Source organism: Acinetobacter sp. YH12226, from assembly GCF_013417805.1.
Classification (GTDB): Bacteria; Pseudomonadota; Gammaproteobacteria; order Pseudomonadales; family Moraxellaceae; genus Acinetobacter.
Genome location: NZ_VPDG01000001.1, coordinates 111,551 through 135,494, shown reverse-complemented (window position 1 = coordinate 135,494; position 23,944 = coordinate 111,551). Strand labels below are relative to the sequence as shown.

Here is a 23,944-nt window from a genome sequence, read left to right as displayed (position 1 = left end):
TCGGACTAGATGGTTATGTTTAAACCAATCTCGCTGTATATAGGGTTGAAATATACTCGCGCACGGCGTAGTAACCACTTCATTTCTTTTATTGCGTTGGTCTCAATGATCGGCCTCACACTCGGTGTGGCAGTCCTCATTACAGTGTTGTCTGTGATGAATGGTTTTGACCGAGAGTTAAAGAATCGTGTCTTAGGAATGATACCTCAAGCGACTGTTTCCTCAACACAAATTTTAACAAATTGGCCAGAACTTGCAAAGCAAATTGAAGGGCATGAGCATGTTCAGGGAGTCGCACCTTTTACTCAATTACAAGGCATGCTGACCGCACAGGGTCAGGTCGCCGGCATTATGGTCAGCGGGATTGAACCCGAGTATGAGAAAAAAGTTTCAATTATACAAAACCATATGGTTGAGGGCAGTATCGACAGCCTGAAAAAAGGTGAATTTGGTATTGTTTTGGGCAAGCAAATGACCGATGCCATGGGTGTGGGTTTAAATGACAATATTACTCTGGTTTTGCCAGAAGCCACCCCATCACCAGCTGGTGTCGTCCCGCGTTTCAAGCGTTTTAAAGTGGTGGGAATCTTCAGTATTGGTGCTGAAGTTGACTCGATGATGGGTTATATCGCTTTAAATGATGCCTCGACCTTGCTGCGTCTACCGGATGGTGCGCAGGGTGTGCGTATGAAGCTGGATGATATTTTCCTGGCACCACAAGTGTCTCAGGAAATTGTGCGTGATTTGCCGGGGAATTTCTATGCTTCGGACTGGACTTATACCCATGGTAATCTGTTCAGCGCGATTCAGATGGAAAAAGCCATGGTCAGCCTGCTTTTATTCCTGATCGTTCTAGTCGCGGCATTTAATATTGTGTCTTCACTGGTGATGGTGGTGACGGATAAAAAATCGGACATTGCCATTTTAAGGACTTTGGGGGCTTCACCTGCCACCATTACCAAAATCTTTATGGTGCAAGGTACCGTGATTGGGGTGATTGGAACTTGTGCAGGGGCCATCCTCGGGATTATTGCGGCAACCAGTATCAGTAGCTTTATTGGCTGGCTCAACAATACTTTAGGACTGAATATGTTTGATGCCTATTTTATTAACTACTTACCTTCGTATCTGCGCTGGCAAGATGTTTTGGTGATTGTAGGCTTGTCACTGGCCCTTAGTTTTGTCGCGACGATTTACCCCGCCTTACGTGCAGCAAAAATTCAACCGGCAGAGGCTTTGCGTTATGAGTAATCTGATTTTAGATGCCCAGAATATTCACAAGTCCTTTACCGATGGTAAAGCCACTGTCGATGTGATTCGCGGCTTGTCGCTACAGGTGAAAGCAGGTGAGTTTGTTTCGATTGTAGGTTCAAGTGGTTCAGGCAAAAGTACCTTATTGCATGTTTTGGGTGGATTGGATCGCCCGACGTCAGGTCAGGTCATGGTGAATGGCCGCCGTTTTGATACCTTGTCTGAAGCAGAACGCGGTTATGTGCGGAATGAGCATTTGGGCTTTGTTTATCAGTTTCATCACCTGTTGCCAGAATTTACGGCACTGGAAAATGTGGCCATGCCACTGATGTTACGCGACAACATGAAATTCAAGGAAGCCAAACAGCAGGCTGAGTATTTGCTGGAGCGTGTTGGTCTTTCCCATCGTCTGACTCACAAGCCGGGTGAATTATCCGGAGGTGAACGTCAGCGTGTAGCCTTGGCGCGTGCAGTGGTGGGTAAACCTAAACTGATGATGGCCGATGAACCGACCGGAAATCTGGATCGCAAGACTGCAGCAAAGATTTTTGAACTGCTGACCGAATTACAACGTGAGTTCAATATGGCGATGCTGATTGTGACGCATGATGAACAGCTGGCCCATGCTGCAGACCGGATTTTACATATGCAGGATGGTCTCTGGATTGAACCATAAATAACGAGAATATTCGCATTTGATTGAAGCTCACTCCGGTGGGCTTTATTATTGGGCAAAATAATAATAAAGAATAAGATTCAATGTTGCAGTGGCTGTGTATCGGCTGGATTTTAGGCCTTGCCTGTATGGGGAAAAGTTTCCTGTCTGTTCAACTGAGCGGGACGGTAGTTTTGATCGTTGCGCTGTTGTGGTATATGGGTTGCCATAAATTAAAGTTCATTTCGAATACACCGCTGCGAAGCTTGTTGATCACTGGATCAAGCCTGCTTTTGGGAGTTTTTTTAGGTCATGCTTATGCCAATCTGCAATTGGCTGAACGTTTATCCAAACGAGAGCACGAGGTCTCTGAAAAAAAAATCGTAGTCTATATCAAAGAGCTGAATAAACTGGGCGATCAGAATATCCAGCAAGCCCTGCATGTGCTTAACCCTGATGGCACTACAGTTAAGTGGATGGGTTTTCTGCCAGTTTCAGATCCTGTCATATCCAGTTTAGGAAATGATGTAACCAAACAGCAGACTCTTGAACTGGGACACTATTATTTATTACAAGGCCAGATTCGACCTAACCATAGTTATGCGACACCGGGTGCTTTTGATGCAGAAAAATGGGCCTTGCAGCAAAATGTTATGGCCGGGTTTAGGATTAAACATATCCAAGAGTTGCAACCGCAACAACTCTATGCACTAGGTCATGCTAAATATCTACGTCAGCAGAAAAATTTGAATCAGCGATTTTTGCTTTGGGTAGAACAGCAGCGACTGACCTTAAGAGAGTTTGTGGCCAGACAACCCGTACAGCAGAAAGGCTTGTTACTGGCTCTATTAAGTGGTGATGAAAGTCTCTTGGATCAAGCGACGGAACAGCAATTCCAGCGTTTTGGCATGAGTCATTTGCTGGCGATTTCCGGACCGCATGTCCTGATCTTTGCCTTTATCGTCTGTGGCACCTTGCAATATCTGATTTCAAGGTACGCACCGCAGATTTATCTGAAATGGCCAAGGCAGTATTTTTTGAGTCTGCCTTTTTTGTTATGTGTATTACTGTATTGTGCCTTTGTCGGTTTTGAGATTCCGGCGCTACGCACTTTACTGATTTGTGTGATTGTAACTTTAACCTTGCTGCTCAGGCAAAGTGTGCAGCCATTAAAACTGCTGATTTTAAGTGCTGCCTTATTATTGCTCTTTGATCCTTTTAGCATTTTGTCGGCCGCATTCTGGCTGTCTTATGGAGCCTGTTTTGTCTTGCTGCGAATCTATCAAACCATTCAGCAGCAACCGAATCAAACAATACAAACAGCATTACAACTGCTGTATTTTGCAATGAAAGTTTTAGTGGAGTCGCAGTGGAAAATTTTTCTGGCCCTGTTTCCCTTAATGATGCTGTTTTTTAAGCAGGTGGCTTGGATTACCCCGCTAAGCAACCTGGTAGCCATCCCGTGGATTGGCCTGCTGATAGTTCCCGTAGATATTCTGGCGGCTTTATTATTTTTCATTTCTGAACCACTTTCGAGTCTGTTGTTTCAGCTCAATGATATTTTTATTCATATACTGCTGGCATTTTTGAATCTGCTTGATCGGCTGTTTGCACCGCAACTGATTCCTGTGGCCATGAATGTCTGGATGATTGCTCTATGTATTTTGGGCTTATTAATTGTCTTTTTGCCGCGTGGCTTAGTGCCCAAAAGCTGGACAGCACTTGCCTGTTTACCACTGTGCATTCCTCAACTTAATCAGCATGCATTTCAGCTGTCTGTTCTGGATGTCGGGCAGGGACAGGCCATCTTCATTCGGGAAGGGCAAAAGAGCATGATGATCGATATGGGCGGTTATTATAATGAAGAAAAATTCAGTATTGGTCGGCAAGTGATTATGCCATTTTTGTCTGTGCAAGGTGTTGGAGAACTGGATCAACTGATTTTGACCCATCTGGATCAGGACCATAGCGGTGCATATCACAGCATTAAAGATCAACTAAACATCCGACAAGTGTCATCCAATCAGATGCCTGAAACAGCTGCTTCTTCAAGCTTTCAGTTTTGTTATGCAGGACAGCAATGGCAATGGTCTGAGACGATTAACTTTAAAATTCTGGCACCTCGGCAGCAGCAGTTAAATACGCCAAACTTCAATAAAAACGACCGATCTTGTGTGATATATCTGCAAGTTAAAAATGCCGGACCGTATCAAAAATTTTTACTGATGGGGGATGCGGGTTGGGAAACTGAATATCAGTTACTCCAAAATTATCCGGAACTTAAAGTCGATGTACTGGTACTCGGCCATCATGGCAGTCAGCACAGTTCAGCCTATCAATTTTTAGAAGTTTTGCGACCTAAATTGACGATTGCCTCGGCTGGGAAATTTAACCGTTATGGCCACCCGAGCCAACTGACGCAGCAACGGTTAAAAGCTCTTAATATTCCATTATTGACCACGGCAGAACAGGGGAGTGTGCACTTCCAGCAACAAGGCTCAAAACTGGTGCTTTCTGCCGAACGACATGGATGGCAGTGGTTGTATCGTCAGCCTTTAAGTGACTGATTCCAATATGGGCGAAACTTCATGTAGTTCTTGTGTTCTCAACGCATTTACTTTGTTCAGGGCTTGTTCATGTTCAAGTTTATAGAGATTTCCTAAGTCTTGATGCGCATTAAAACGTTTATAACTCCAGTGATAATGTTCCGGATGGCGACGAATTAAATTTTCAATACTATTGATAATGACTTGCGTGCCTTGATTGGCATTGCCACTATAAATTTTTTCATCAACCGTTTCGATAAAGATATCGAATCCATCATCAGTATTACGCAAGGCATATAAAAACAGGGCACGCGCTTTGGTCTTTTGAATCAGTTTAGCACTCAAATTACTCGTGGCCAAAGGCACGCCGAAATAGGGAATATATTCACCACCGATATTCGGGGTATGATCCGGCAGGATGACCGTAGTGCCGCCTTGTTTTAAGGCCTTAAAAATCTGACGAACGCCAGATTCATCGGTCGGTACCAGATGCGCCTGTTCCCGGCTACGGGCAGCCCGTACAAATTGATCTGCAGCCTGATTTTTCACAGGTTTATACATAATGGTCATTGAAGTGAACTGGGCAATATAGGCATTCATAATTTCCCAGGTACCAAAATGCGGCACGATTAACACGAGGCCTTTATTTTGTGCAATGGCATCATGAAGTAGATCTTCGCCAATAACGCGATGAACGCGTTTAAGATTTTTCTGATTGCTTGAGCCCCAAATAGTAAAGAACTCGAAATATGACATTAATTCATTGCGAACCGCAGCACGGTTAATCTGTTCACGTTCCTGATTAGACAGTTCTGAAAGACTGATTTCAAGGTTGAGACGAATGACTTCCGAAGTTTTAGTGACTTTAAAACTGTTCACAATAAAGGCCAGAATACGGGCCATCCAGCGAGAAACCGGAAGCGGTTGGCGGCTAATGTATTTGAGTAATCCGTAAGCTGAATTCCGTGAGCCCTGTTTCGTCATTGATTTCGTCTAAGTACAAAAAAAGAGAACAAAATTTATTATAGGCGAAAACGTTTTGTTTAGACAGAATTACCCGATTCAGTGTATATAATGGATTCAATATAAATCAATTTATTGGATTATTTATGTCCGATTGGCCACCAAAACCTGAAAATCAAATACAAAATACGCAACAGCCAGTTCAACCGACTGGTCCGGAATGGAAATTGCTTGAAAAAGCAGTTTTAGCTTCGGTAGAAGAACAGCGCCGTGCACGCCGTTGGGGAATTTTCTTTAAATTTCTGACTTTTGCTTATCTGCTTGTTGTCATTTTGGCATTAGGCAAAAGCTGTAGTTCAGTTTCTTCAGATGCTAGCGCTGCTGCGGGTTCGCATATCGCAGTCGTGGATATTGTGGGTACGATTGCAGCCGACAAGCAGAGCGTCAACAGTAGCAATACCATCAAATCATTGAAAAAAGCCTTTGAAAATAAACAAAGTAAAGCAGTGGTGCTGAATATCAACTCACCTGGCGGTTCACCGGTACAGTCCGATGAAATCTGGCAAGAAATTCAGTATCTGAAAAAACAGCATTCTGGGAAAAAATTGTATGCCGTGATTGGCGATACTGGTGCTTCAGGTGCTTATTATATTGCTTCAGCTGCGGATGAAATTATTGTCAATCCATCGAGCTTGGTCGGTTCAATTGGGGTGATCATGCCGAATTATGGTGTGACTAATCTATTGCAAAAATTAGGTGTTGAAGATCGCACCATGACTTCAGGTGAAAATAAAGCTTTGCTGTCTATGACTCAGCCGGTTGATCCTGCGCAAAAAGCCCACGTACAGGGTGTGCTGGATAATGTGCATGGTCACTTTATTAATGCAGTGAAACAGGGACGTGGGGCTAAGTTGAAATCCAATGATCCTGCCATTTTCTCTGGCTTGTTCTGGACCGGTGATCAGGCAGTGAAATTAGGGATTGCGGATCGTATCGGTGGTTTAAATACTTTAAAACGTGAATTGAAAACTGAAAAAGCGTTGAATTACACTATTGAATATAGTCCATTTGAATCCGTGTTGGGTCGTATGGGTTCATCGATTGGGGATGGAATTGCTTCTTCGGTTGCACAGAAGCTTCAGTCAGAAAATAGTACAACACTGCAATGAAACCATTGATTCATTTCGCGCACGCCAATGGCGTGCCATCCAAAGTCTATCAAAAGCTGTTTGATGGATTGCAAGATGATTACGATATTATCTATGTGCCCCTTTTGGGGCCGGATAAACGTTATCCGGTTGATAACCACTGGAAAAGCCTGACCCAGCAAGTGATTGACAGTATTGTGCGCCAGTCACATGGGCGACCTGTCATTGGTCTGGGGCATTCTTTGGGGTCCGTGTTAACTCTGCAAGCGGCTTTGCAGCGTCCGGAACTGTTTTCACAAATGATCATGCTGGACCCGCCGATGATTATGGGCAAAGAAGCCTTTGCCTTGCATATTGCGAAAACTTTTCGCTTAAAAGCATTGGATAAAATGTCTCCGGCCGGTCTGTCCAAACGCCGTCGTGACCATTGGAATTCACGTGAACAAGCCGCTGAATTGCTGCGCCCTAAAGGTTTTTATCAGGATTTTGATGCAGATTGCTTCCAAGCTTATATTGACCATGCCTTGCAGGATGATCCCATCCGGGGTGGGGTAGAACTCACTATTCCTAAAATGGATGAGGTCGCAGTCTTTAGAACCAATCCGTCACTATGGTGGTTGCCTCAGGCAAAACCCAAAATTCCTGTGCATTTAGTTGTGGCTAAGAAAGGTCCATTTCTGGCCCGCAAGTTCCCGCAGCAAGTGCAAAAGAAATTTGGTATTCCTTTTACCGTGGTGGATGGTGGACATATGTTCCCATTGGAACAACCTGATCAAGTAGCTGGCTTGGTCAAACAGCTGATTCAGCAACAGTCTGCTTGAATTATTGAATATATTGGAAATAAAAAACGCATCCGAGGATGCGTTTTTTTATATCTAAATTTTTTTAGAACTTGCAGAATTGAACAGGCGCTTGCATTTTCTCATTTCGATATAACACACCATCTTTAGTATGTTGAATCGTTCCGCTACAAATCCATTCTACGACTTGTGGATAGATCACATGCTCGAGGCTATGCACACGTGTTGCCAAACTTTCTACCGTATCATGATGAGAAACCTTGAGAACACCTTGGGCAAGCGCTTGGCCTGCATCCAGTTCAGCCGTAACATAATGCACCGTACAACCGTGCAGAACATCACCGGTATTGAGTACACGCTGATGCGTATGCATGCCTTTATAATTAGGCAGCAGGGAAGGATGAATATTCAACATTTTTCCTTCCCAGGCTTTCACAAATTTTTCACTTAAAATTCGCATAAAGCCGGCAAGCACGACCAGATCCACATCCCAGTCCAAAAGCTGTTGATGCATCACATCATCAAAAGCTTCACGACTTGGATATTGCTTGTGTTCAATAACTGCAGTCTGAATGCCTGCGTGTTGTGCACGCGATAAAGCAAAAGCTTCAGGTTTATTGGAAATTACGCCCACAATTTGCCCTGAAAGATTGGCATCAATCAAGGCTTGCAGATTTGATCCACTACCTGAAACAAGTACAGCAATTTTAATCATGCGAAATTACGCGAAGATCACACGAATTTTTTCGTCTGCACCTGCAACCGATTCAGCATTGTCTTGAATCTGACCCATTGCCCATGCTTTTTCGCCGAGCTGGTTGAGTAATTCAACGGTTTTGTCTGCATCAGCTGCATCAACAACCAGCACCATACCGACGCCACAGTTGAAAGTACGATACATTTCAAACTGTTCTACACCGCCTTCACGTTGTAGAAGCTTGAATAGTTCAGGCCATTCCCAAGAAGATTCATTTACCAACGCTTGAGCACCGTTTGGAAGTACGCGAGGTAAGTTGCCTGGTAAACCACCACCAGTGATGTGTGCCATCGCATGCACATCAACGTGTTTTAACAGTTCAAGAATTGGTTTCACATAAATGCGTGTTGGTTCCATTGCAGCATCTGCAAGTGGGCGACCATCCACGATTTGATTTAGATCAACGTTTTTCACGTCTAAAATTTTACGAAGCAGTGAGTAGCCGTTTGAGTGCGCACCTGAAGAAGCTACACCAATTAAAACGTCACCCGCTTTGACTTTAGAGCCATCAATAATTTTGCTTTGCTCAACAACACCGACACAGAAACCTGCAAGATCGTAATCTTCGCCTTCATACATGCCTGGCATTTCAGCAGTTTCACCGCCAACTAATGCACAGCCAGCAAGTTCACAACCAGCGCCAATACCAGTGACTACATTTGCAGCAACATCAACATTTAAGTGACCAGTTGCATAATAATCAAGGAAGAACAGTGGCTCAGCACCACAGACAAGAAGGTCATTCACGCACATTGCAACCAGGTCTTGACCAATTGTGTCATGACGGTTCAAATTCAGTGCCAGACGTAATTTTGTACCAACACCATCTGTGCCAGATACGAGAACAGGTTCTTCATAACCTTTAGGAATTTTACAAAGTGCACCAAAGCCACCTAGACCGCCCATAACTTCGGGACGTGAGGTACGCTTAGCGACAGATTTGATACGATCGACTAACGCGTCGCCCGCCTCAATGTCGACACCTGCATCTTTGTAGCTTAAACCAGTGTTTGGGGTAGAAGTTGAGTTGCTCATAATGAAGTCTCCGCATTCGCGGGTGCGATTATAACCTGAATATGTAAAACTCTTATGGTATTTGTGGCCTAAAATGCTATCTTTATTAAAATATTTTAATTTTTAGAATGATTAATAGAGAAAAGGCAAGATTCTATGGTCGATCGTACTTTACGGCGCATTCTTATACTTGCTGGTATAGCATTGATACTTTGGGTTTTATATCTGCTTAAACCAGTTGTAGTTCCTTTTGTTGCAGCTTTTCTAATTGCTTATTTATTTAGCCCCTTGGTTAATGTTTTGCACCGCATTGGGCTGGCTCGATGGCTCTCGATCAGTATCGTATTTATCGGGATTGGGATCGTGGTTACATTGGTGATGTGGTATCTGGTGCCACTAGTCTGGCAGCAGCTGATGTATGCGCGTGATAGCATTCCGGCCGGGATTCACTGGATCAATTACACGTTCCTACCTTGGCTTTCCGATAGCTTTAATCTGGTTCCGATGGAGATCGATACTGACCAGATTTCCTCAGTAGTAATGGACTATGTCCAGACCAATTATAGTGCTGACAGTATTCAGGCAATGCTGCTGAAACTGGCACAATCTGGTCTGAACTTTATCCAGATTGGTGGCACGATTGTCCTGATTCCGATTATTGCCTTTTATTTCTTGCTGGATTGGGATCGTATGTTAGACAGCTTACGCCGTCTAATTCCCCGTCCTTATGAAAAAACAACCTTAACTATTGTGAGTGAATGTCATAGTGTGTTAGGTGCCTTTGTTAAAGGTCAGTTCCTGGTCATGGTTCTGCTGGGCGTAGTCTATGCAGTGGGACTGCAACTGATTGGCCTAGAGATTGGCTTGATCATTGGGATGATTGCCGGATTGTGCAGTATCATTCCGTATCTTGGTTTTGCGGTTGGAATTATTGCCGCAGTCATTGCAACCTTTTTCCAATTTGGAATCGACTGGTGGCAACTGGTATTGGTCGGGATTGTCTTTATGGTCGGGCAGGCCGTCGAAGGCTATATTCTGCAACCGTTCTTGCTAGGTGATAAAATCGGTCTTTCTCCTGTAGCTGTAGTGTTTGCAGTTCTGGCAGGTGCACAACTGGCCGGTTTCTTGGGCATGCTGATTGCCTTACCGGTGGCAGCCGTGATTGTGGTACTGCTGCGGCATATCCGTGAGTATTATGAACATACGCCATTTTATGGTGATCGGGCTGTTATCATACAAGATGCCTCTACAGGTTCAATCAATATTGAAACAGCAGACTTAGATGTTGATATTGAAATGAAAAAGCCACAGAAAAAACCGCTGCAAGCAGAGGAGAACTCAAGTAAAATTCACGATCCACATCGTAAAGACTCATAAGGCCACAAAATCGTATGCGTCAATTGCAGTTAGATATAGAACCTCAGCTCGATGCCCGAATCAGTGATTTTTCAGGGCCGGGTTGGGGGCATGTCATTGATGCTGTCCGTCAATTACATGCAGGCCTGATCAACCAATTTTATGTCTATGGGGGAGCCGGTACAGGTAAAAGTCATTTGTTGTCTGCCATCTGTGACTCTTATCTGGAAGTAGGTAAATCTGCAATTCAGGTATCTTTGCTTGAGCTTTTAGATGCACCGACTGAGGCGATTACTTCTCTAGATCGTTTTGATCTGGTAGCACTTGATGATATCGAAGCGATTAGTGGCGTACCCCATTGGCAACGCGCAGTATTCCACTTGATTAATTATAATAATGAAGGTGGTGGGCAGTTGGTGTTTTCGTCACGTTTTGCACCTATCGAACTCAAACTCGAATTGCCAGATTTACAATCCCGTCTCACGCAGGCGGTCAGTACCCGTGTTCCGAGTGGCAGTTTGTATGCTGATCGCTATGCGCTGGTTTCCTCGGTACTCGATCGTCGTGGGATCCATTTAGACCCTCAAATCTTTGACTATTTACTCAGCCATGGGCCACATCAAACTTCAGTGCTGCTTCAAAGATTAGAGCAGATTATTCAACTACTTAAAGGGGAAAAGTTAAAAGTTAGCAATGCTAATTTGCGGCAGATATATGCCTTGATTGACGAATATCGGTAAATCATAAAAATTCTTGAGTAATTACTCAGTCTATGACACAGTAAGGCAAAATAATTCGCTGTTGCAAGGATTCTGCAACTTTAGAAGAAAAAGAAAGAAATAAAAATTAAGGAGAAGGTTATGCTCAAGAAGAGCATAGGCATAGCTTTGCTATGTATAGCGGGGCAAGCGTATAGTGCAGATATTATTGTAACCACTACAGAAGATATTGAAAAAGATGACAAGGAATGTTCACTTCGAGAAGCTGTTGAGTATGTTAACCGTGGCTTAGCCAAAATAGGTTTTATGGGGTGTGGTGGGGAGAACTCATCCAGTACCATTATTTTAAAAGAAAAGAATACCTATGTGTTGAACCAGCATATCGAGATTAAAAAATCTCTTACTATCCGTGCGGTCGCAGAAAGTGATGGCGAATTCAGTACGGATGAAAAAGCATTAGGCTTGCATAATGCTCATATTCAAATGAAAGGTATCGATAATCTTTTTCGGATCAACAGTACAGATACACTGGTTCAGTTAAATTTGAAAGAACTGGATCTTGAAGGCTGTGGTAAAACCAATTGTGCTGAACAAGGTGGCCTAATTTATAATAAAGGTCAGCTAATTCTAGAATATAACCGTCTATTTAATGCTGCTGCCAACTTGGGTGGGGCAATTTATAATGCTGGCAAGTTTGGTCAGAACTTAACAAGCCGTGCACAAATTAAAAATAGTCTGATCGAAAATAATAAAGCCCAACGAGGCGGGATCCTGTATAGCGAGCTACCTGCTTTCCTCATTTATCAAAGTGTACTTAAAAATAATCAGACACTGGATAATTCCGCGACCAATATTTATAGCGCGGGACAGTTTGCTGACTCCAGTAAAGATCAAGGTATTAGTGGGGAGGTATTAAGTAGTACGATACTAAAAAATAAGGGTGTATTTATTAATGTCCTGGACGGGATGGGATTGAATAATCTCACCATAGTTGACAATGAAAATACTGCTTTAAATATCCATGCACCGTATGGAAGAGCTTATGTAGCGAATAGTATTATTTTAAGAAATGGTACACAGGATTGCCAAATTATCACTGGTGATAAGTCTGTGTCGCAAAATAATCTGCTGACAGCCTCGTGTGGTGTAGGGGATGCCGTCGCGCCGAACCAGTTCTGGAATGGTACACGACTTTTTGCTGAATCCTCAGATAAAAGTGAAGGTATTTGTCAGACCCTACAAGAAAATAATAATGCCATACTTTGTCCATATAGCGTTCCTAAAGGACAATTTCTCGGTTATATGCGCCCACGAATTTTGTTGAACTATATCCTTGTGAGTGAATCACCGATTGTGAATAGAGGCACAGGATTGAGTTTAGCAAATCCAACGGTAGCATGTGAAGCGGCAGATCAGCGCGGGATCAACCGTTTGATGGATAATCTGTTTTGTGATCGTGGTGCTGTTGAAATCACGATACCAATCTCAGGCAGTCTGGTGGGAGAAGATCTGTTAAAGGGTGAAATTGCCAAGTTTTCAATTGAATCTTATCTGGGAGATAGTGATTTAATTCCAAAAGAACAGTGTAATGCCATTGTTGGTCAGAATCCGACGGGGGAGCCTTGGCAAGATGGCTGTTTGAAAGTGGTACAAACCAAAACAGCTTCCAAGGGTAAAACAATCATCGATATTCATGGCAATGTCGCTTATACCCCGGATTCTACCTGGCATGGAGCAGATATTTTCGAACTACAAGTGGTGACCTCATCGACACGGTTTAATAAAAGTAAACCTTATTTGACTATTACTACTCAAATTGTTCAGGAGCCAAAAAATGAAATGGAAGACAAAGCAGTCAAAACTTCAGGCGGCTCATGGGGTGGTGGTGGGCTACTGATTTTACTCGGATTAATAGGTTTACGCCGTGGATTAAAAGATTAAGGAAAAATCATGAAAAATTATAAAAAAGGACTGCTTGCGGCCATGATTTTATCTGCCATGAGTTTGATGGCAGCCGAAGATAAAACGATATATGTAACTACTTTTACTGATGAAGATGGCGAGAATAATAATGCCTGTTCTTTGCGAGAAGCCATTAAAACTGCAAAACTGGATAAATCTTATGGCGGATGTAATGTAGGACGTACGCTTCGATTGGATGGTTCAGCTGCAGATGTGATTCAGCTTGAAGCAGGCGAGTACAAATTAGATAAAGAGCTGATCGTAGAGTCAGCGCTCAAAATTTATGGGAAAACTCCGCTTAATTATGCTAGTCGTAGTCCGATTACGCTGTTATATCCAACCCGGGAGGCTTTAAAAAGTACTATTTCGGGCCAGGGGAAAACCAGATTATTTAATAGTATGGCCAGTCAATCCAGTCTGGAAATTCATCATCTGATCTTAAAGGATGGCTATGCAGCAATAAATACCTTGGATAAAGGTAATGGCGGTACTTTTTATGTAGCAGGGCCTTTAAGTATTAATACCAGTGAAATAGTAAATTCCCGAGCAGCTGCAGAAGGTGGTGCGATTTATAGTGTAGCAATGAATACGGAAAGGAATATTGTCATTCAGGATTCTTTGATTCAAAAAAATCAGGCGAGTTCATATGGTAGTGTTCTGGCGATGGATTGTCAGGGAAATTTAGGTACAACTCAAACCAATGTGAAAATTAATTCCAGTAGTATTGTTAAAAATGGTTCAGACACTGCTAACAGTATTATTGATTTTTGTGGCTATGCCACAGTAGAAATTGTTAACTCTACTATTGCGAAGAATACTGCCAGTACCACAGGACATATTGTGCGTATGACGAATGAAGTTAATCGTCCGCTCAGTAAATTCTCCAGTTTAACTGCATTAAGTAATACTGTTGTTGAAAATACAGCCCAATCTACTTTATTTTATGACAATACCGGGTTTAGGTATTTTAATTTCAATATTTTAGCCTTTAACCAAGGCCTGTCTTGTGAATATGCCTTAAATCAGGGAAATCCGACCAAGGCACAACGTGTTGAATTTTCTACAATTCGAAATGCAATTCAAACGACTGGGCCATCACGTTGCGTATTGCCAGAATTAGACGAAGATACTACTTCAAATAATCTTGATGTCTCTAACAATATAATCAGCAGTTTATTAACAAATTATATTGAGCCTGCTATTGATAATCGCTATTTAGGGCTATATTACCCGCGTGATAATCAGACCGCAACGGATTTGGTAGATATCGGAGTGAGTGGCTGTATTGAACAAGACCAGCGTGGTATTGATCGTGTGATTGGATCCACATTAACATTTGATCCAAGTGCAAAAAATACTTGCGAGATCGGCTCAGTTGAAATCCGACGTTTGACTGCAGCCGATATTACAGACTTACAAAATAAGAGTTTGGTAGAACTCAATGACTTTTATCAGGAGAATATAGATGATCTCGAAGAAATCATTGCTGATAAAAATACTCCAGAAAATGAGCTTCCTGGTTTAAAGGAAGAATTGAAAAGTTATCAGGATTTGCTCAAATATACCAAGCAATATCAGAAATATCGTGCAATCTATATTAATCCTTTTATCTTGGCTATGCCTCAAGAAACTCTAACCAATGATAAGATTCAAATTAAAGCCTTAAATTCACAAAATTATGAGGTCAGTGTAAAAACTTTAGGTGTTGGTAAGTTAGTTGGTACAGGCAATTCGACCACTGTGGAAGGAAATCCAAATGATCCAAATCTTAAATGTGAGTGGAAACCTGATTTAAACCGGATCATGATGTATCGCACTGATGGTAAGCAGACCAGTTCGGTTGATATGGAGTTCTGTAGTTATACCCTTAAAGACCGGGCTACAGGTGCGAGCAGTGCTGGCCTCTTAAGAGCAGCTTTTAACAACATTGCACCGATTGCAAAAGATGATGAATATCGGCTTAATCCAGAGAATAATCTTACAGTGACGGTAAATCCGCTTGAAAATGATAGTGATGATGGGGATGGGCCTCTACCATCAGGAAAGTCGGCTTTTTATCAAGATAAAGATGGAAAAGAGATCCCGATTCATATTGTTAAGCTGCCTGCGGGAGTTTCACTGAAGGCAGAGCGACAAGGAGCATGTCCTGATACCTATCAAAATCAGACCTGTTATGGTGGACAGCTGACATTTACTGTAAAAAATAATTTAAGCCAGGCAAATTACAGCATGGATTATGCGATTTTTGATGCTGATGAAAAAATGTCAGAAAAAGCGACAATCTTGTTACGTAATACAGTTAAAAATACGAATACGTCCTCAAGTGGTGGTGGGGCAATTGGAATGTGGGGGCTACTAGGATTATTAGGGCTTGCAGGTTATCGACGCTTAAGAAAATAAAATATGATTGAAACATCAAAAAAGCCTCCATATGGAGGCTTTTTTATATTAAGTGTTTAATGCGAGTTAGGCTGCTGAGTCACTTGCTGATATTTGAGAATGTATTCTTCGCGAATGGCAAGGCGTTGCTCAGGAGACGCTTTTTGCATACGTGCGCCCAGTTCTTTGCGTTCTTGACTGCTCATCATTTGCCAAGTCTCACGCATTCTCTGTTTTTCCGCATCAGGGAGTTGGGTAAACCAGTCCATGCGCTGCTGCAAGCTGACACGTTGTTGTTCGGGGATTTCTTTTAGAGATTGGTAACGTTTAATAAGTGCCAATTGTTCAGAATCAGAAAGACTATCCCAAGTATCAGTTACTTGGGTATTCGCATCTTTGGAAAATAGCCAAAAACGTTCAAATCCTGCAAAGCTGGTTTGCAGAAAACTGAATGCACAAAAAGCAATCGCCAATTTTTTAGCTGCCATGTGGAACTTTGTCCTCACCTAAAACCATTAACATTTCTAAATCTTCAAGCATTTGCGGAGACAGTTTTGGGACTGACACCATTTGAGTTTGCGGCTCGTTATGGTCCGAAAGATTTGGTAATACCACAACGCCTGCAATCGCAGCTGCCAAAGCAAAACCTGACATTTTTAGAAATGCAAAGCGTGAATGTTTTGAATCCTGAATTTCTTCAAGAACATGGTGCATGACAACAGGTTTGTCTTTATGTTGTTGTGCCAGTCCATCAAGTTTGGAAGTTACTTGTTTTAAGAAATCATCTTGATTCATTCGGATGACCCTCCCAGATATGGATTTAAATGTGCTAAAGAGGCGCGTAAGCCTTGGATAGCACGGTGGTAATGGGTTTTTACACTGCCTTCTGTGCAGTTCATAATCTGTGCGGTGGTATGCGTATCAAATCCTTCCCAAGCTCTTAGCATAAATGCCTGCTGCTGACGCACAGGCAATTTTGCAATCGCTTCTTGGATTTCTTCAGCAGTGACTGCCTGATCGAGAAAGTCCAGTGGCGTTGGTGTTGATTCATCGACGACATCATCAAATTCAATTTCGTCGTCATCAAGACTGACTTTTTTGAAAAATGAAAACATTTGACCACGCCGTGACTCTTTACGACGCCAGTCCTGTAACTTGTTGTTGAGAATGGTATAAAATAGGGGATACCATTCTTCAGTACTTTTTTCTGCATAGGATTTGTGTAAGGAAATGAAAGCTTCCTGAACCAGATCCATGGCAATACCATGATGACCTTGAGTCGCACTTTCCATCATCACCAAGGCACGCCCCGTCACATCCTGCATGAAATTCTTCAGACGTGCTTCAGCCGTACTCTTCAGAATACTTACATCGTGTGTTTGCAACTGTTTTGGTGCTAAATCCATAGAGATGGAAAATCCTGTCATTGGACACCCACCATTATTCCCAAGTTCATAATCATATAACGTTGGGAATCCTGGTTTGGTTGACAATTAAGTTTATTATTTTTGTAGTTTAATCTATTTTATACACGGGCAGGGTCGTATTAAAACACTGTAACCTAAATCCTTAATTAGATACGTTGACGTACCATTTCAAAGAAACAGATCGAACCTGCAATTGCGACATTCAGTGATTCCTGACCACCGGGTTGCGGAATGCTCACGGCTTCAGCATGTTGCATCGCATAATCAGACACGCCTTGGCCTTCATTACCCAGAATCCACACGCAAGGTTTACGTAAGTCTTTTGAATACAGGCTTTCAGCACGGTGTGAGCTGGTTACATAGACAGGGATTTGAAATTGCTCAAGAATTTGTTCAAGCGCAATATTTTCAAAGGTTTGTAATGTGAAATGTGCACCCATACCAGCACGTAATACGCGTGGAGACCAGAGCGATGCAGAACCTTTGGTACACACAATCTGTTCAATACCGGCAGCAGCAGCAGAGCGAAGCAGGGTGCCTACATTACCCGGATCCTGTACATTTTCCAGAATCAAAGTGTCTGCTTTAAAATCCAATGCATAATTTGCTGTCGGTAAAGTGACCACAGCTAAACAGGCTAAAGATGTTCCTAAGGTGCTTAAATCTTTGTATAAAGACTCGCTCAGAACAAAGACCATACCTGTGTATTTTGCGAGAATTTTCTCGAAATCAGGATGTGAAAGTGCATGTTCAGTGGTGAAAATAGAATCAATTTTACGGTTTTCATGTAACCAGGCGAGAGACAGATGCGTGCCTTCTAAAACCGTTTGACCTTGTTTTTTACGATAGGTATTTTGTTCAATTAAACCGCGTAAGTGTTTAATCTTTGGATTGTCTTTTGAATCAAGAAAAAAAGTTGGCATGGGAGATATAATCCACGGCAGCCGATTCAATATCGACTGCCGCTATAAAAATTAGTTGTGGTAGCTGGTCACAAGATCAACTTCGTTTTTAGAACCAATGATCACTGGCACACGTTGATGTAGATCTGTCGGTTCGATCTCAAGAATACGCACGCGACCTGTAGTCGATGCACCGCCAGCCTGTTCCATGAGCATGCTCATTGGATTGGCTTCGTACATTAAACGTAGACGGCCTGCTTTAGCCGGATCTTTAAGGTCGTATGGATACATGAAGATACCGCTACGGCAAAGAATACGGTGAATGTCGCCCACCATACAGGCAACCCAACGCATATTGAAGTCTTTTTCACGAGGACCGGTTTTGCCTGCTAACAATTCATCGATATAACGCTGTACTGGTGCTTCCCAATGACGTTGATTCGACGCATTGATCGCATATTCTTTAGTATCTGCAGCTACCTGAATTGCTTCAGAAGTCAGTAGGAATTCTTGAGTCTCAGGGTCATAGGTAAAGAACACTACGCCTGCGCCGACGGTCAATGCCAACATGGTTGACGGGCCATAAAGCACATAACCTGCAGCTACCTGATGAACACCGGCTTGCATAAAGTCTTCTGCCTGAGTCACAGCATTCTTCGCAGGAAGAATCGAGAAAATAGTACCAACACACATATTGATGTCGATATTGCTTGAACCGTCTAATGGATCGAACAATACCAGAAATTGACCATTTTCTTGTGCAGGGGTGAATTCATCCAGTTCTTCTGAGGCCAAACCACCCACATTTGGATGTTGCTGCAAGGCATCAATCAAATAGTCATTAGAAATGACATCTAGTTTCTTTTGCTCTTCGCCTTGAACGTTTTCATGCTGTGCACTTCCCAATACACCCGCTAAAGCACCTTTTTGCAGTAATTGATCAATATCTTTGCAAGTGTTTGCAATTGTTTCAATAACTTGCGCAAGTTCAGGTGTGAGATTCCCGCTTTGTTGTTGTAAAAACTGGGATAAAGTGCGGTATGACATAGGGGAAACTCCAAAACTTAAATCGGGAAAAAATGATCAAAACGATATGCGGCTATATTTTAGATGAGAACGTACTAAAAGAAAAATTAAACTGGATTATTTGTATCGATTTTGCCCTTGCAACTCCTGCGGAAAGTGCTATGTTGAAGACAAAGGAAAATTGAGAATAGGAGCACAGATATGACAACATTGAAGTTTGATGCGACTCCAACGCCAAGCGAAGGCATTACTTTAGATGATATCTCTGAAGACAAGATGAAAGAAGCCTGGCGGGATTATGAAGCAAAACCAGAGTACAAACAATTCAATAAACATGACCTGATCGAATCGATGTATCCGGCTGAACAAGATCAGCTTCCCAAGTAGACCGATTCTTTCATTGAAACCAATAAAAAGCACTCATGATTGAGTGCTTTTTATTTGATGAAACCATCATGAATGAAAATTATTTCAACAATGGTGGTACCGCTTCATAATTAATTTCTACACGGCGGTTTTCTTTCCAGGCATTTTCGTCATGGCCCGCATTGATTGGCATTTCCTTGCCATAGCTAACTGCTTCTAGTTGACCAGGATTAACACCAGTCGTCACCAAGAAGCTTTCTACTGCTTTGGCACGACGCTCGCCAAGTGCCATGTTGTATTCACGGGTACCGCGTTCATCGGTATGGCCAGTGAGTGCTACACGTGAATTGGCATTGGCCATCAGGAACTGCGCATGGGCTTGCAACGTATTTAGATCTTCATTGCTGAGTTCAGTACTGTCATAGTCAAAATGCACCACGCGTTTTGCCAAGAATGCTTTATTTTCTGCAGTAACGCCTTTTGCAGAAGCGCCTGCCATGTTTTGTGCATTCAGTGCTGCATCTTCACTCAAGCCTTGAGTATTCACAGTTGTTGTACCGGTCGTATCTAAACCGCCCGTTTGAACTTCAGCGGCAGGCTTACGGCTCGCACAACCTGTCATGACAACAGCTGCTGCTAAAAGTGGCAAGGCAAATAATTTTACTTTGTTCATCTTCATCTCCATGAAGTTTGATTATGGGGTAAAGGGTTTATCAATATAAAAATCTTATTTTGGTGCCCAAGCCGGTTCACGGACTTCGCCCGTTTCACTTGGCAAATTCATACGGAAGCGGCCATCCAGCGACATGATCGACAAGAGTCCGCGTGCACCTTCACGGGTGGCATAGACCACCATCTGGCCATTTGGCGAGAAGCTTGGCGATTCGTCCAGCGTTGTTGGTGTCAAAATGTTGTTCACACCAGAGGTCATGTCCTGAACCGCAACTCGATAGTTACTGCCGCTTGGGCGATGAACTAATGCAAGTTTTTTACCATCTGCGCTCAGCGTGCCGCGTGCGTTGAATGCACCACGGAAGGTCAGGCGTTTATTGCTACTTGATTCAAGATCATGGCGGTAAATTTGTGGAGAACCCCCACGGTCAGAAGTGAAAATAAAAGATTTTCCATCTGGTGAATAACGTGCTTCAGTATCAATGGCACTGTCATTGGTCATACGTTGTAGCTGACGCGTTTCCAGATTCATCTGGTAGATTTCCGGATTGCCGTGCATAGAAGCAGTAAACAGCATGCTCTTGCCATCTGGAGAGAAGCTCGGCGCACCATTCAAGCCGCGGAAGCTGGCCAGTTTTTCACGTTGTCCGGTCGCCAGATCCTGTACATAAATCGCCGGGCGTTTGGTTTCAAAGGACACATAAGCGATTTTTTTGGCATCTGGTGTCCATGCTGGAGAAAGGATTGGATCACGTGAGGTCAAAATGGTCTTTGGCTGTTCACCATCGGTATCGGCAATCTGCAAGGTATAGCGCTGTTCCGGCGTAGCAGGATTACGCAGCACATAGGCAATACGTCCGCTAAAGTCACCTGGAATGCCGGTCAATGCCTGATAGATGGCATCACTGATCATATGCGCTGCCTGACGGGTGCGTGAGGCTGGAACAGTCAGCAATTCATTTAATAGATATTGTTTTTTTTCGACATCATAGAGCTGATACTGGATTTCAAAAGAACCATCGGCTGTGGCCTTGGATGAACCGGTGACCACATAGGGAACACCAGCCGATGCCCAAGCTTCTGCATTCGGATTATTCAATGTCGCTGTTGCAGGCAGGTTTTTTGAAGCACTGGTAAAGCGGCCAGAACGATTCAGGTCATTTTCCACAATAGGATAAATGCTCTGATCCTGACTGAAAGGTACAACGGCAATTTTAGGTGCTGCCTCAGGTGCCTTGGTAATTTCCAGATGCAATTGGGCATAGGACTGGGTTGCCAATACAGGGCTTAAAGCGCTAATGATTGCGAGGCAGAGTAGATGTTTGCGAGTCTTTTCCATCATTCGTTATTTACTCAAATCAACGGATTTATTGTATAGGTGCTTGGGCTACATCATCGCATGGATTTAATAGAATAAAACCATGAATTTATGACCAAACTGTTATGACACTGTGAAAAGTGAATATTATTCAATCAATTTGAAGTGAAGTTTAGCTTAAAAAATAAAAGCCATCACAACATTATTTATGTGATGGCTCTGTTTTTATTGTGCAGTAAAGGTTGAGGTAAAGCTTCGTGCTTCACGGCGTGCATCTGGATCGGAAGGCATTGGATAAGGTGCAGCAGCACGGACTGCAGCTTCTACACTGGCTTTCATGTCTGAATCACTTGAATTCACAATGACCGAGACCACACCGCCATTATCATTCAGGGTTACACGTGCAGTCGCACGCTGGCCTGATGATCCGACTGGTATATCCCAGGCGCGTTTGATCTTATTTTCAAAATCGCGCTTCGCAGTGGATGCAATCCGTTTTGATTCCGCTTTTTTCTGTGCAGCTTCTTCAGCAGCCTGTTTAGCGGCTGAAGCTTTGGCCTCTGCATCAGCTCTGGCTTTTGCTTCGGCATCTGCTTTGCGCTTGGCGTCTGCATCCGCTTTTACCTTAGCGTCGTCGGCATCTGCCTTGCGTTTGGCATCAGCGTCGGCTTTTGCTTTAGCAGCCGCATCCGCTTTGGCTTTCGCATCAGTGTCCGCTTTGCGTTTTGCCGCTGCATCATTTTTAGCCTTAGCTGCCGCGTCTGCTTTGGCTTTAGCCGCTGCATCGGCTTTAGCTTTCGCATCCGCATCTGCTTTACGTTTCGCCGCTGCATCATTATTGGCTTTTGCTGCCGCATCTGCCTTTGCTTTAGCAGCAGCTTCAGCCTTACGTTTGGCATCAGCCTCTGCTTTGGCTTTTGTTGCAGCATCCGCTTTTTGCTTGGCAGCTAAGTCAGCTTTTTTCTGTGCTTCCAGTTTGGCTTTTTGAGCAGCATCGGCTTTGCGTTGTGCATTCAGTTCAGCTTGGCGTGCAGCTTCGGCTTCCGCCTTGGATTTTTGCGCTGCATCCGCTTTGGCTTTGGCTGCTGCCTGTTTGGCCTGTTCAGCGGCTTGGGCACGTTTTGCTGCTTCCGCTGCTTGCTGCGCAGCCTTGGCTTGTGCTGCCTCTGCCGCTTTTAGCTCCTGCTGCGCTTTTTGTGTATCGACTTTTGGCGGAGGTGGAGTCACAGGTACAGCAGGGGCAGCAGTTGGAATGACAGGAGCCGGTTCTATACTGGGTTCAGCAGTTTGGGTAATTTCTTCTGCGACGTTTTCATGTGCAGTTTCCTCAAATTCGGTTTCTTCGCGAGTCACCGGTTTAAGGTCTTCTGGCTTGATCAGAACGGTTTTGATCTGTTTTGGCGGTTCAGGGGGGTTACTCATGCCCAGATAAAGTAAGCCCACCAAAGCCACTGCATGGATGCCTAAGGTGAATCCAAGTGCGATGGCTTTTTTCTGAAATGGTGGCTTTTTATAGTCTTTCATACTTTATTCTAATGGCTTGGTCAGTAAACCGACTTGAGAAAGGCCAGCATCCTGCAGGCTGGACATCAAGGCCATGACATCGCCATATGGACGGGTATTGTGGCCATTGATCACGACATTCAGCACCTTGTTGTCATTTTGCGCCTGGGTTTGAGCATCAACCAGAGTACGCGTCAATTCTTCCAGTGTGACTGGGCCAGTCGCCTGATTTTTATATTCTAGATAATATGAACCATCTTCTTTGAGTGTGACGATGGTCGGAGCATCCTTGGATTCGATCGGCAATCCGTTGGCCTGAGGCAAGTCAACCTTGATGCCACTGGTAATCATCGGAGCGGTGACCATAAAGATCACCAGAAGTACCAGCATGACATCGATATATGGTACGACATTCATGTCACTTTTCAGTGGCTTTTTAATACGCTGAAAGCGTCCTGAACCTTGAATCGCCATTAGTCTTTGTCCTGAGTTACGCCCACAGACTGACGTTGCAATAGCGCCACCATTTCTTCGGCAAATAGCGCACGGTCAGAGTAGACCGTTTCACCTTTGGCCGTGAAGTGGTTAAAGGCCAATACCGCTGGAATGGCTGCAAACAGACCGATCGCTGTTGCAATTAGTGCTTCGGCAATACCGGGTGCGACTGTCGCCAAAGTCACCTGATCAACATCTGCCAGGCCAATGAAGGCGTTCATGATGCCCCAGACTGTACCGAACAGACCGACATAAGGCGCAACCGAGCCGATACTTGCTAATGCACCCAGACCTTGTTCCAGATGACCTTGGTCACGGCTTAAACCGACACGCAGAATACGCTCTGTCCCTTCAATCGACTGGGCAGTTGGCGCATGGCGTTTTTTCAGTTTCAGGAACTCGCCCAGACCCTGATAGAAAATATCTTCAAGGCCAGTGCGTTTAGAATTGAGTTGTGCATTGTTATACAGGGTATTCAGCTCAGCACCAGACCAGAAGATTTTCTGGAAATGTTCATCATCGGCCTGGGCTTTTTTATAACTCATATAGAGCCTGGCAATCAGATACCAGCTATATATTGAGGCTAACAGGAGAGAAAGCATCACCAGTTGTACGACAGGGCTTGCTTGTAAAATAAGATCTGAAACTTGAAGAGATGATTCTAACTGAGTCGCCATAGTTGTTA

At 43.5% G+C, this 23,944-nt stretch carries 23 protein-coding genes; 10 read left to right on the top strand and 13 right to left on the bottom strand.

Going from position 1 to position 23,944, the window contains the following annotated elements; genetic code table 11:
- The first annotated feature begins 15 nt into the window (after positions 1–15).
- The 3 genes from FTV08_RS00665 to FTV08_RS00655 all read left to right on the top strand — a co-directional run bounded on the left by FTV08_RS00665 (position 16) and on the right by FTV08_RS00655 (position 4,473).
- Positions 16–1,251, top strand: a complete 1,236-nt coding sequence (locus FTV08_RS00665) for a lipoprotein-releasing ABC transporter permease subunit (protein ID WP_004645695.1) — start codon at positions 16–18, stop codon at positions 1,249–1,251.
- Positions 1,244–1,927, top strand: a complete 684-nt coding sequence (lolD, locus tag FTV08_RS00660) for a lipoprotein-releasing ABC transporter ATP-binding protein LolD (RefSeq protein ID WP_004645694.1) — start codon at positions 1,244–1,246, stop codon at positions 1,925–1,927. Before FTV08_RS00665 ends, lolD begins: the two co-directional genes overlap by 8 nt.
- Positions 1,928–2,010: 83 nt before the next feature.
- Entirely contained in the window at positions 2,011–4,473 is a 2,463-nt protein-coding gene (locus FTV08_RS00655; protein ID WP_180086239.1) for a DNA internalization-related competence protein ComEC/Rec2, read from the top strand.
- Here FTV08_RS00655 and FTV08_RS00650 read toward each other — a convergent pair.
- Entirely contained in the window at positions 4,462–5,436 is a 975-nt protein-coding gene (locus FTV08_RS00650; RefSeq protein ID WP_005263498.1) for a lysophospholipid acyltransferase family protein, read from the bottom strand. The genes FTV08_RS00655 and FTV08_RS00650 overlap by 12 nt on opposite strands.
- A 125-nt stretch (positions 5,437–5,561) precedes the next feature.
- Here FTV08_RS00650 and sppA point away from each other — a divergent pair, with 125 nt between their 5' ends.
- Positions 5,562–6,584 (top strand): signal peptide peptidase SppA, encoded by a 1,023-nt coding sequence (gene sppA, locus FTV08_RS00645; RefSeq protein ID WP_180086236.1) that lies wholly within the window; start codon positions 5,562–5,564, stop codon positions 6,582–6,584.
- The gene (locus tag FTV08_RS00640; RefSeq protein WP_005252462.1) at positions 6,581–7,384 is read left to right on the top strand and encodes an alpha/beta fold hydrolase; all 804 of its coding nucleotides are present in this window, start codon (positions 6,581–6,583) and stop codon (positions 7,382–7,384) included. Before sppA ends, FTV08_RS00640 begins: the two co-directional genes overlap by 4 nt.
- Positions 7,385–7,448: 64 nt before the next feature.
- On the opposite strand, the gene purN is transcribed toward FTV08_RS00640, so the two are convergent.
- Both purN and purM read right to left on the bottom strand, forming a co-directional pair.
- Positions 7,449–8,078, bottom strand: coding sequence for a phosphoribosylglycinamide formyltransferase (gene purN / locus FTV08_RS00635; RefSeq protein ID WP_044108829.1), 630 nt, complete (start codon positions 8,076–8,078; stop codon positions 7,449–7,451).
- A 6-nt stretch (positions 8,079–8,084) separates the two neighbouring features.
- Entirely contained in the window at positions 8,085–9,155 is a 1,071-nt protein-coding gene (gene purM, locus FTV08_RS00630) for a phosphoribosylformylglycinamidine cyclo-ligase (protein WP_004645687.1), read from the bottom strand.
- Positions 9,156–9,290: 135 nt separating this feature from the next.
- Between purM and cxpE the strand changes: the two genes are divergently transcribed.
- The 4 genes from cxpE to FTV08_RS00610 all read left to right on the top strand — a co-directional run bounded on the left by cxpE (position 9,291) and on the right by FTV08_RS00610 (position 15,571).
- Positions 9,291–10,511, top strand: a complete 1,221-nt coding sequence (gene cxpE / locus FTV08_RS00625; RefSeq protein WP_004645686.1) for a chloramphenicol efflux transporter CxpE — start codon at positions 9,291–9,293, stop codon at positions 10,509–10,511.
- Positions 10,512–10,525: 14 nt separating this feature from the next.
- Positions 10,526–11,230, top strand: coding sequence for a DnaA regulatory inactivator Hda (hda, locus tag FTV08_RS00620; RefSeq protein ID WP_004645685.1), 705 nt, complete (start codon positions 10,526–10,528; stop codon positions 11,228–11,230).
- Between the two features lie 120 nt (positions 11,231–11,350).
- Positions 11,351–13,150, top strand: a complete 1,800-nt coding sequence (rbtA, locus tag FTV08_RS00615; RefSeq protein WP_180086234.1) for a rhombotarget A — start codon at positions 11,351–11,353, stop codon at positions 13,148–13,150.
- 9 nt (positions 13,151–13,159) lie between these two features.
- Positions 13,160–15,571, top strand: coding sequence for a CSLREA domain-containing protein (locus FTV08_RS00610; RefSeq protein ID WP_180086232.1), 2,412 nt, complete (start codon positions 13,160–13,162; stop codon positions 15,569–15,571).
- 56 nt (positions 15,572–15,627) lie between these two features.
- Here the strand turns inward: FTV08_RS00610 and FTV08_RS00605 are convergent, their stop codons facing one another.
- From FTV08_RS00605 to FTV08_RS00585, 5 genes are all read right to left on the bottom strand, one after another.
- The gene (locus FTV08_RS00605; protein ID WP_005103857.1) at positions 15,628–16,038 is read right to left on the bottom strand and encodes a DUF3106 domain-containing protein; all 411 of its coding nucleotides are present in this window, start codon (positions 16,036–16,038) and stop codon (positions 15,628–15,630) included.
- Positions 16,028–16,345 carry a hypothetical protein gene (locus FTV08_RS00600; RefSeq protein WP_004645680.1) on the bottom strand — a complete coding sequence of 106 codons (318 nt, stop codon included), beginning with the start codon at positions 16,343–16,345 and terminating at the stop codon, positions 16,028–16,030. Before FTV08_RS00600 ends, FTV08_RS00605 begins: the two co-directional genes overlap by 11 nt.
- Positions 16,342–16,956 carry an RNA polymerase sigma factor gene (locus FTV08_RS00595; protein ID WP_004645678.1) on the bottom strand — a complete coding sequence of 205 codons (615 nt, stop codon included), beginning with the start codon at positions 16,954–16,956 and terminating at the stop codon, positions 16,342–16,344. Before FTV08_RS00595 ends, FTV08_RS00600 begins: the two co-directional genes overlap by 4 nt.
- Before the next feature lie 167 nt (positions 16,957–17,123).
- The gene (locus FTV08_RS00590) at positions 17,124–17,900 is read right to left on the bottom strand and encodes an RNA methyltransferase (RefSeq protein ID WP_004279118.1); all 777 of its coding nucleotides are present in this window, start codon (positions 17,898–17,900) and stop codon (positions 17,124–17,126) included.
- A gap of 51 nt (positions 17,901–17,951) precedes the next feature.
- On the bottom strand, positions 17,952–18,926 hold the full coding sequence (locus tag FTV08_RS00585; protein WP_044112048.1) for a class 1 fructose-bisphosphatase: 975 nt from the start codon (positions 18,924–18,926) through the stop codon (positions 17,952–17,954).
- A gap of 180 nt (positions 18,927–19,106) precedes the next feature.
- On the opposite strand from FTV08_RS00585, the gene FTV08_RS00580 reads away from it, so the two are divergent.
- Positions 19,107–19,292, top strand: coding sequence for an NF038105 family protein (locus tag FTV08_RS00580; protein WP_180086230.1), 186 nt, complete (start codon positions 19,107–19,109; stop codon positions 19,290–19,292).
- 79 nt (positions 19,293–19,371) lie between these two features.
- Here the strand turns inward: FTV08_RS00580 and pal are convergent, their stop codons facing one another.
- The 5 genes from pal to tolQ all read right to left on the bottom strand — a co-directional run bounded on the left by pal (position 19,372) and on the right by tolQ (position 23,936).
- A complete protein-coding gene (gene pal / locus FTV08_RS00575) occupies positions 19,372–19,944 on the bottom strand; it encodes a peptidoglycan-associated lipoprotein Pal (RefSeq protein ID WP_004279115.1) in 573 nt (190 codons plus the stop codon).
- A 54-nt stretch (positions 19,945–19,998) separates the two neighbouring features.
- Entirely contained in the window at positions 19,999–21,282 is a 1,284-nt protein-coding gene (gene tolB, locus FTV08_RS00570; protein ID WP_171064287.1) for a Tol-Pal system beta propeller repeat protein TolB, read from the bottom strand.
- Between the two features lie 204 nt (positions 21,283–21,486).
- The gene (gene tolA, locus FTV08_RS00565) at positions 21,487–22,785 is read right to left on the bottom strand and encodes a cell envelope integrity protein TolA (RefSeq protein WP_180086229.1); all 1,299 of its coding nucleotides are present in this window, start codon (positions 22,783–22,785) and stop codon (positions 21,487–21,489) included.
- A gap of 3 nt (positions 22,786–22,788) precedes the next feature.
- Positions 22,789–23,238: a protein TolR gene (gene tolR, locus FTV08_RS00560; protein ID WP_005103851.1), complete on the bottom strand. Its 450-nt coding sequence runs from the start codon at positions 23,236–23,238 to the stop codon at positions 22,789–22,791.
- Positions 23,238–23,936, bottom strand: a complete 699-nt coding sequence (gene tolQ, locus FTV08_RS00555; protein ID WP_004645669.1) for a protein TolQ — start codon at positions 23,934–23,936, stop codon at positions 23,238–23,240. Before tolQ ends, tolR begins: the two co-directional genes overlap by 1 nt.
- Positions 23,937–23,944 lie beyond the last annotated feature (8 nt).

Excerpts from the sequence above, each read along its gene's own strand:
- FTV08_RS00665 (WP_004645695.1), top strand. The coding sequence starts at position 16 with ATGTTTAAACCAATCTCGCTGTATATAGGGTTGAAATATACTCGCGCA.
- lolD (WP_004645694.1), top strand. The coding sequence starts at position 1,244 with ATGAGTAATCTGATTTTAGATGCCCAGAATATTCACAAGTCCTTTACC.
- FTV08_RS00655 (WP_180086239.1), top strand. The coding sequence starts at position 2,011 with ATGTTGCAGTGGCTGTGTATCGGCTGGATTTTAGGCCTTGCCTGTATG.
- FTV08_RS00650 (WP_005263498.1), bottom strand. The coding sequence starts at position 5,436 with ATGACGAAACAGGGCTCACGGAATTCAGCTTACGGATTACTCAAATAC.
- sppA (WP_180086236.1), top strand. The coding sequence starts at position 5,562 with ATGTCCGATTGGCCACCAAAACCTGAAAATCAAATACAAAATACGCAA.
- FTV08_RS00640 (WP_005252462.1), top strand. The coding sequence starts at position 6,581 with ATGAAACCATTGATTCATTTCGCGCACGCCAATGGCGTGCCATCCAAA.
- purN (WP_044108829.1), bottom strand. The coding sequence starts at position 8,078 with ATGATTAAAATTGCTGTACTTGTTTCAGGTAGTGGATCAAATCTGCAA.
- purM (WP_004645687.1), bottom strand. The coding sequence starts at position 9,155 with ATGAGCAACTCAACTTCTACCCCAAACACTGGTTTAAGCTACAAAGAT.
- cxpE (WP_004645686.1), top strand. The coding sequence starts at position 9,291 with ATGGTCGATCGTACTTTACGGCGCATTCTTATACTTGCTGGTATAGCA.
- hda (WP_004645685.1), top strand. The coding sequence starts at position 10,526 with ATGCGTCAATTGCAGTTAGATATAGAACCTCAGCTCGATGCCCGAATC.
- rbtA (WP_180086234.1), top strand. The coding sequence starts at position 11,351 with ATGCTCAAGAAGAGCATAGGCATAGCTTTGCTATGTATAGCGGGGCAA.
- FTV08_RS00610 (WP_180086232.1), top strand. The coding sequence starts at position 13,160 with ATGAAAAATTATAAAAAAGGACTGCTTGCGGCCATGATTTTATCTGCC.
- FTV08_RS00605 (WP_005103857.1), bottom strand. The coding sequence starts at position 16,038 with ATGGCAGCTAAAAAATTGGCGATTGCTTTTTGTGCATTCAGTTTTCTG.
- FTV08_RS00600 (WP_004645680.1), bottom strand. The coding sequence starts at position 16,345 with ATGAATCAAGATGATTTCTTAAAACAAGTAACTTCCAAACTTGATGGA.
- FTV08_RS00595 (WP_004645678.1), bottom strand. The coding sequence starts at position 16,956 with ATGGATTTAGCACCAAAACAGTTGCAAACACACGATGTAAGTATTCTG.
- FTV08_RS00590 (WP_004279118.1), bottom strand. The coding sequence starts at position 17,900 with ATGCCAACTTTTTTTCTTGATTCAAAAGACAATCCAAAGATTAAACAC.
- FTV08_RS00585 (WP_044112048.1), bottom strand. The coding sequence starts at position 18,926 with ATGTCATACCGCACTTTATCCCAGTTTTTACAACAACAAAGCGGGAAT.
- FTV08_RS00580 (WP_180086230.1), top strand. The coding sequence starts at position 19,107 with ATGACAACATTGAAGTTTGATGCGACTCCAACGCCAAGCGAAGGCATT.
- pal (WP_004279115.1), bottom strand. The coding sequence starts at position 19,944 with ATGAACAAAGTAAAATTATTTGCCTTGCCACTTTTAGCAGCAGCTGTT.
- tolB (WP_171064287.1), bottom strand. The coding sequence starts at position 21,282 with ATGGAAAAGACTCGCAAACATCTACTCTGCCTCGCAATCATTAGCGCT.
- tolA (WP_180086229.1), bottom strand. The coding sequence starts at position 22,785 with ATGAAAGACTATAAAAAGCCACCATTTCAGAAAAAAGCCATCGCACTT.
- tolR (WP_005103851.1), bottom strand. The coding sequence starts at position 23,238 with ATGGCGATTCAAGGTTCAGGACGCTTTCAGCGTATTAAAAAGCCACTG.
- tolQ (WP_004645669.1), bottom strand. The coding sequence starts at position 23,936 with ATGGCGACTCAGTTAGAATCATCTCTTCAAGTTTCAGATCTTATTTTA.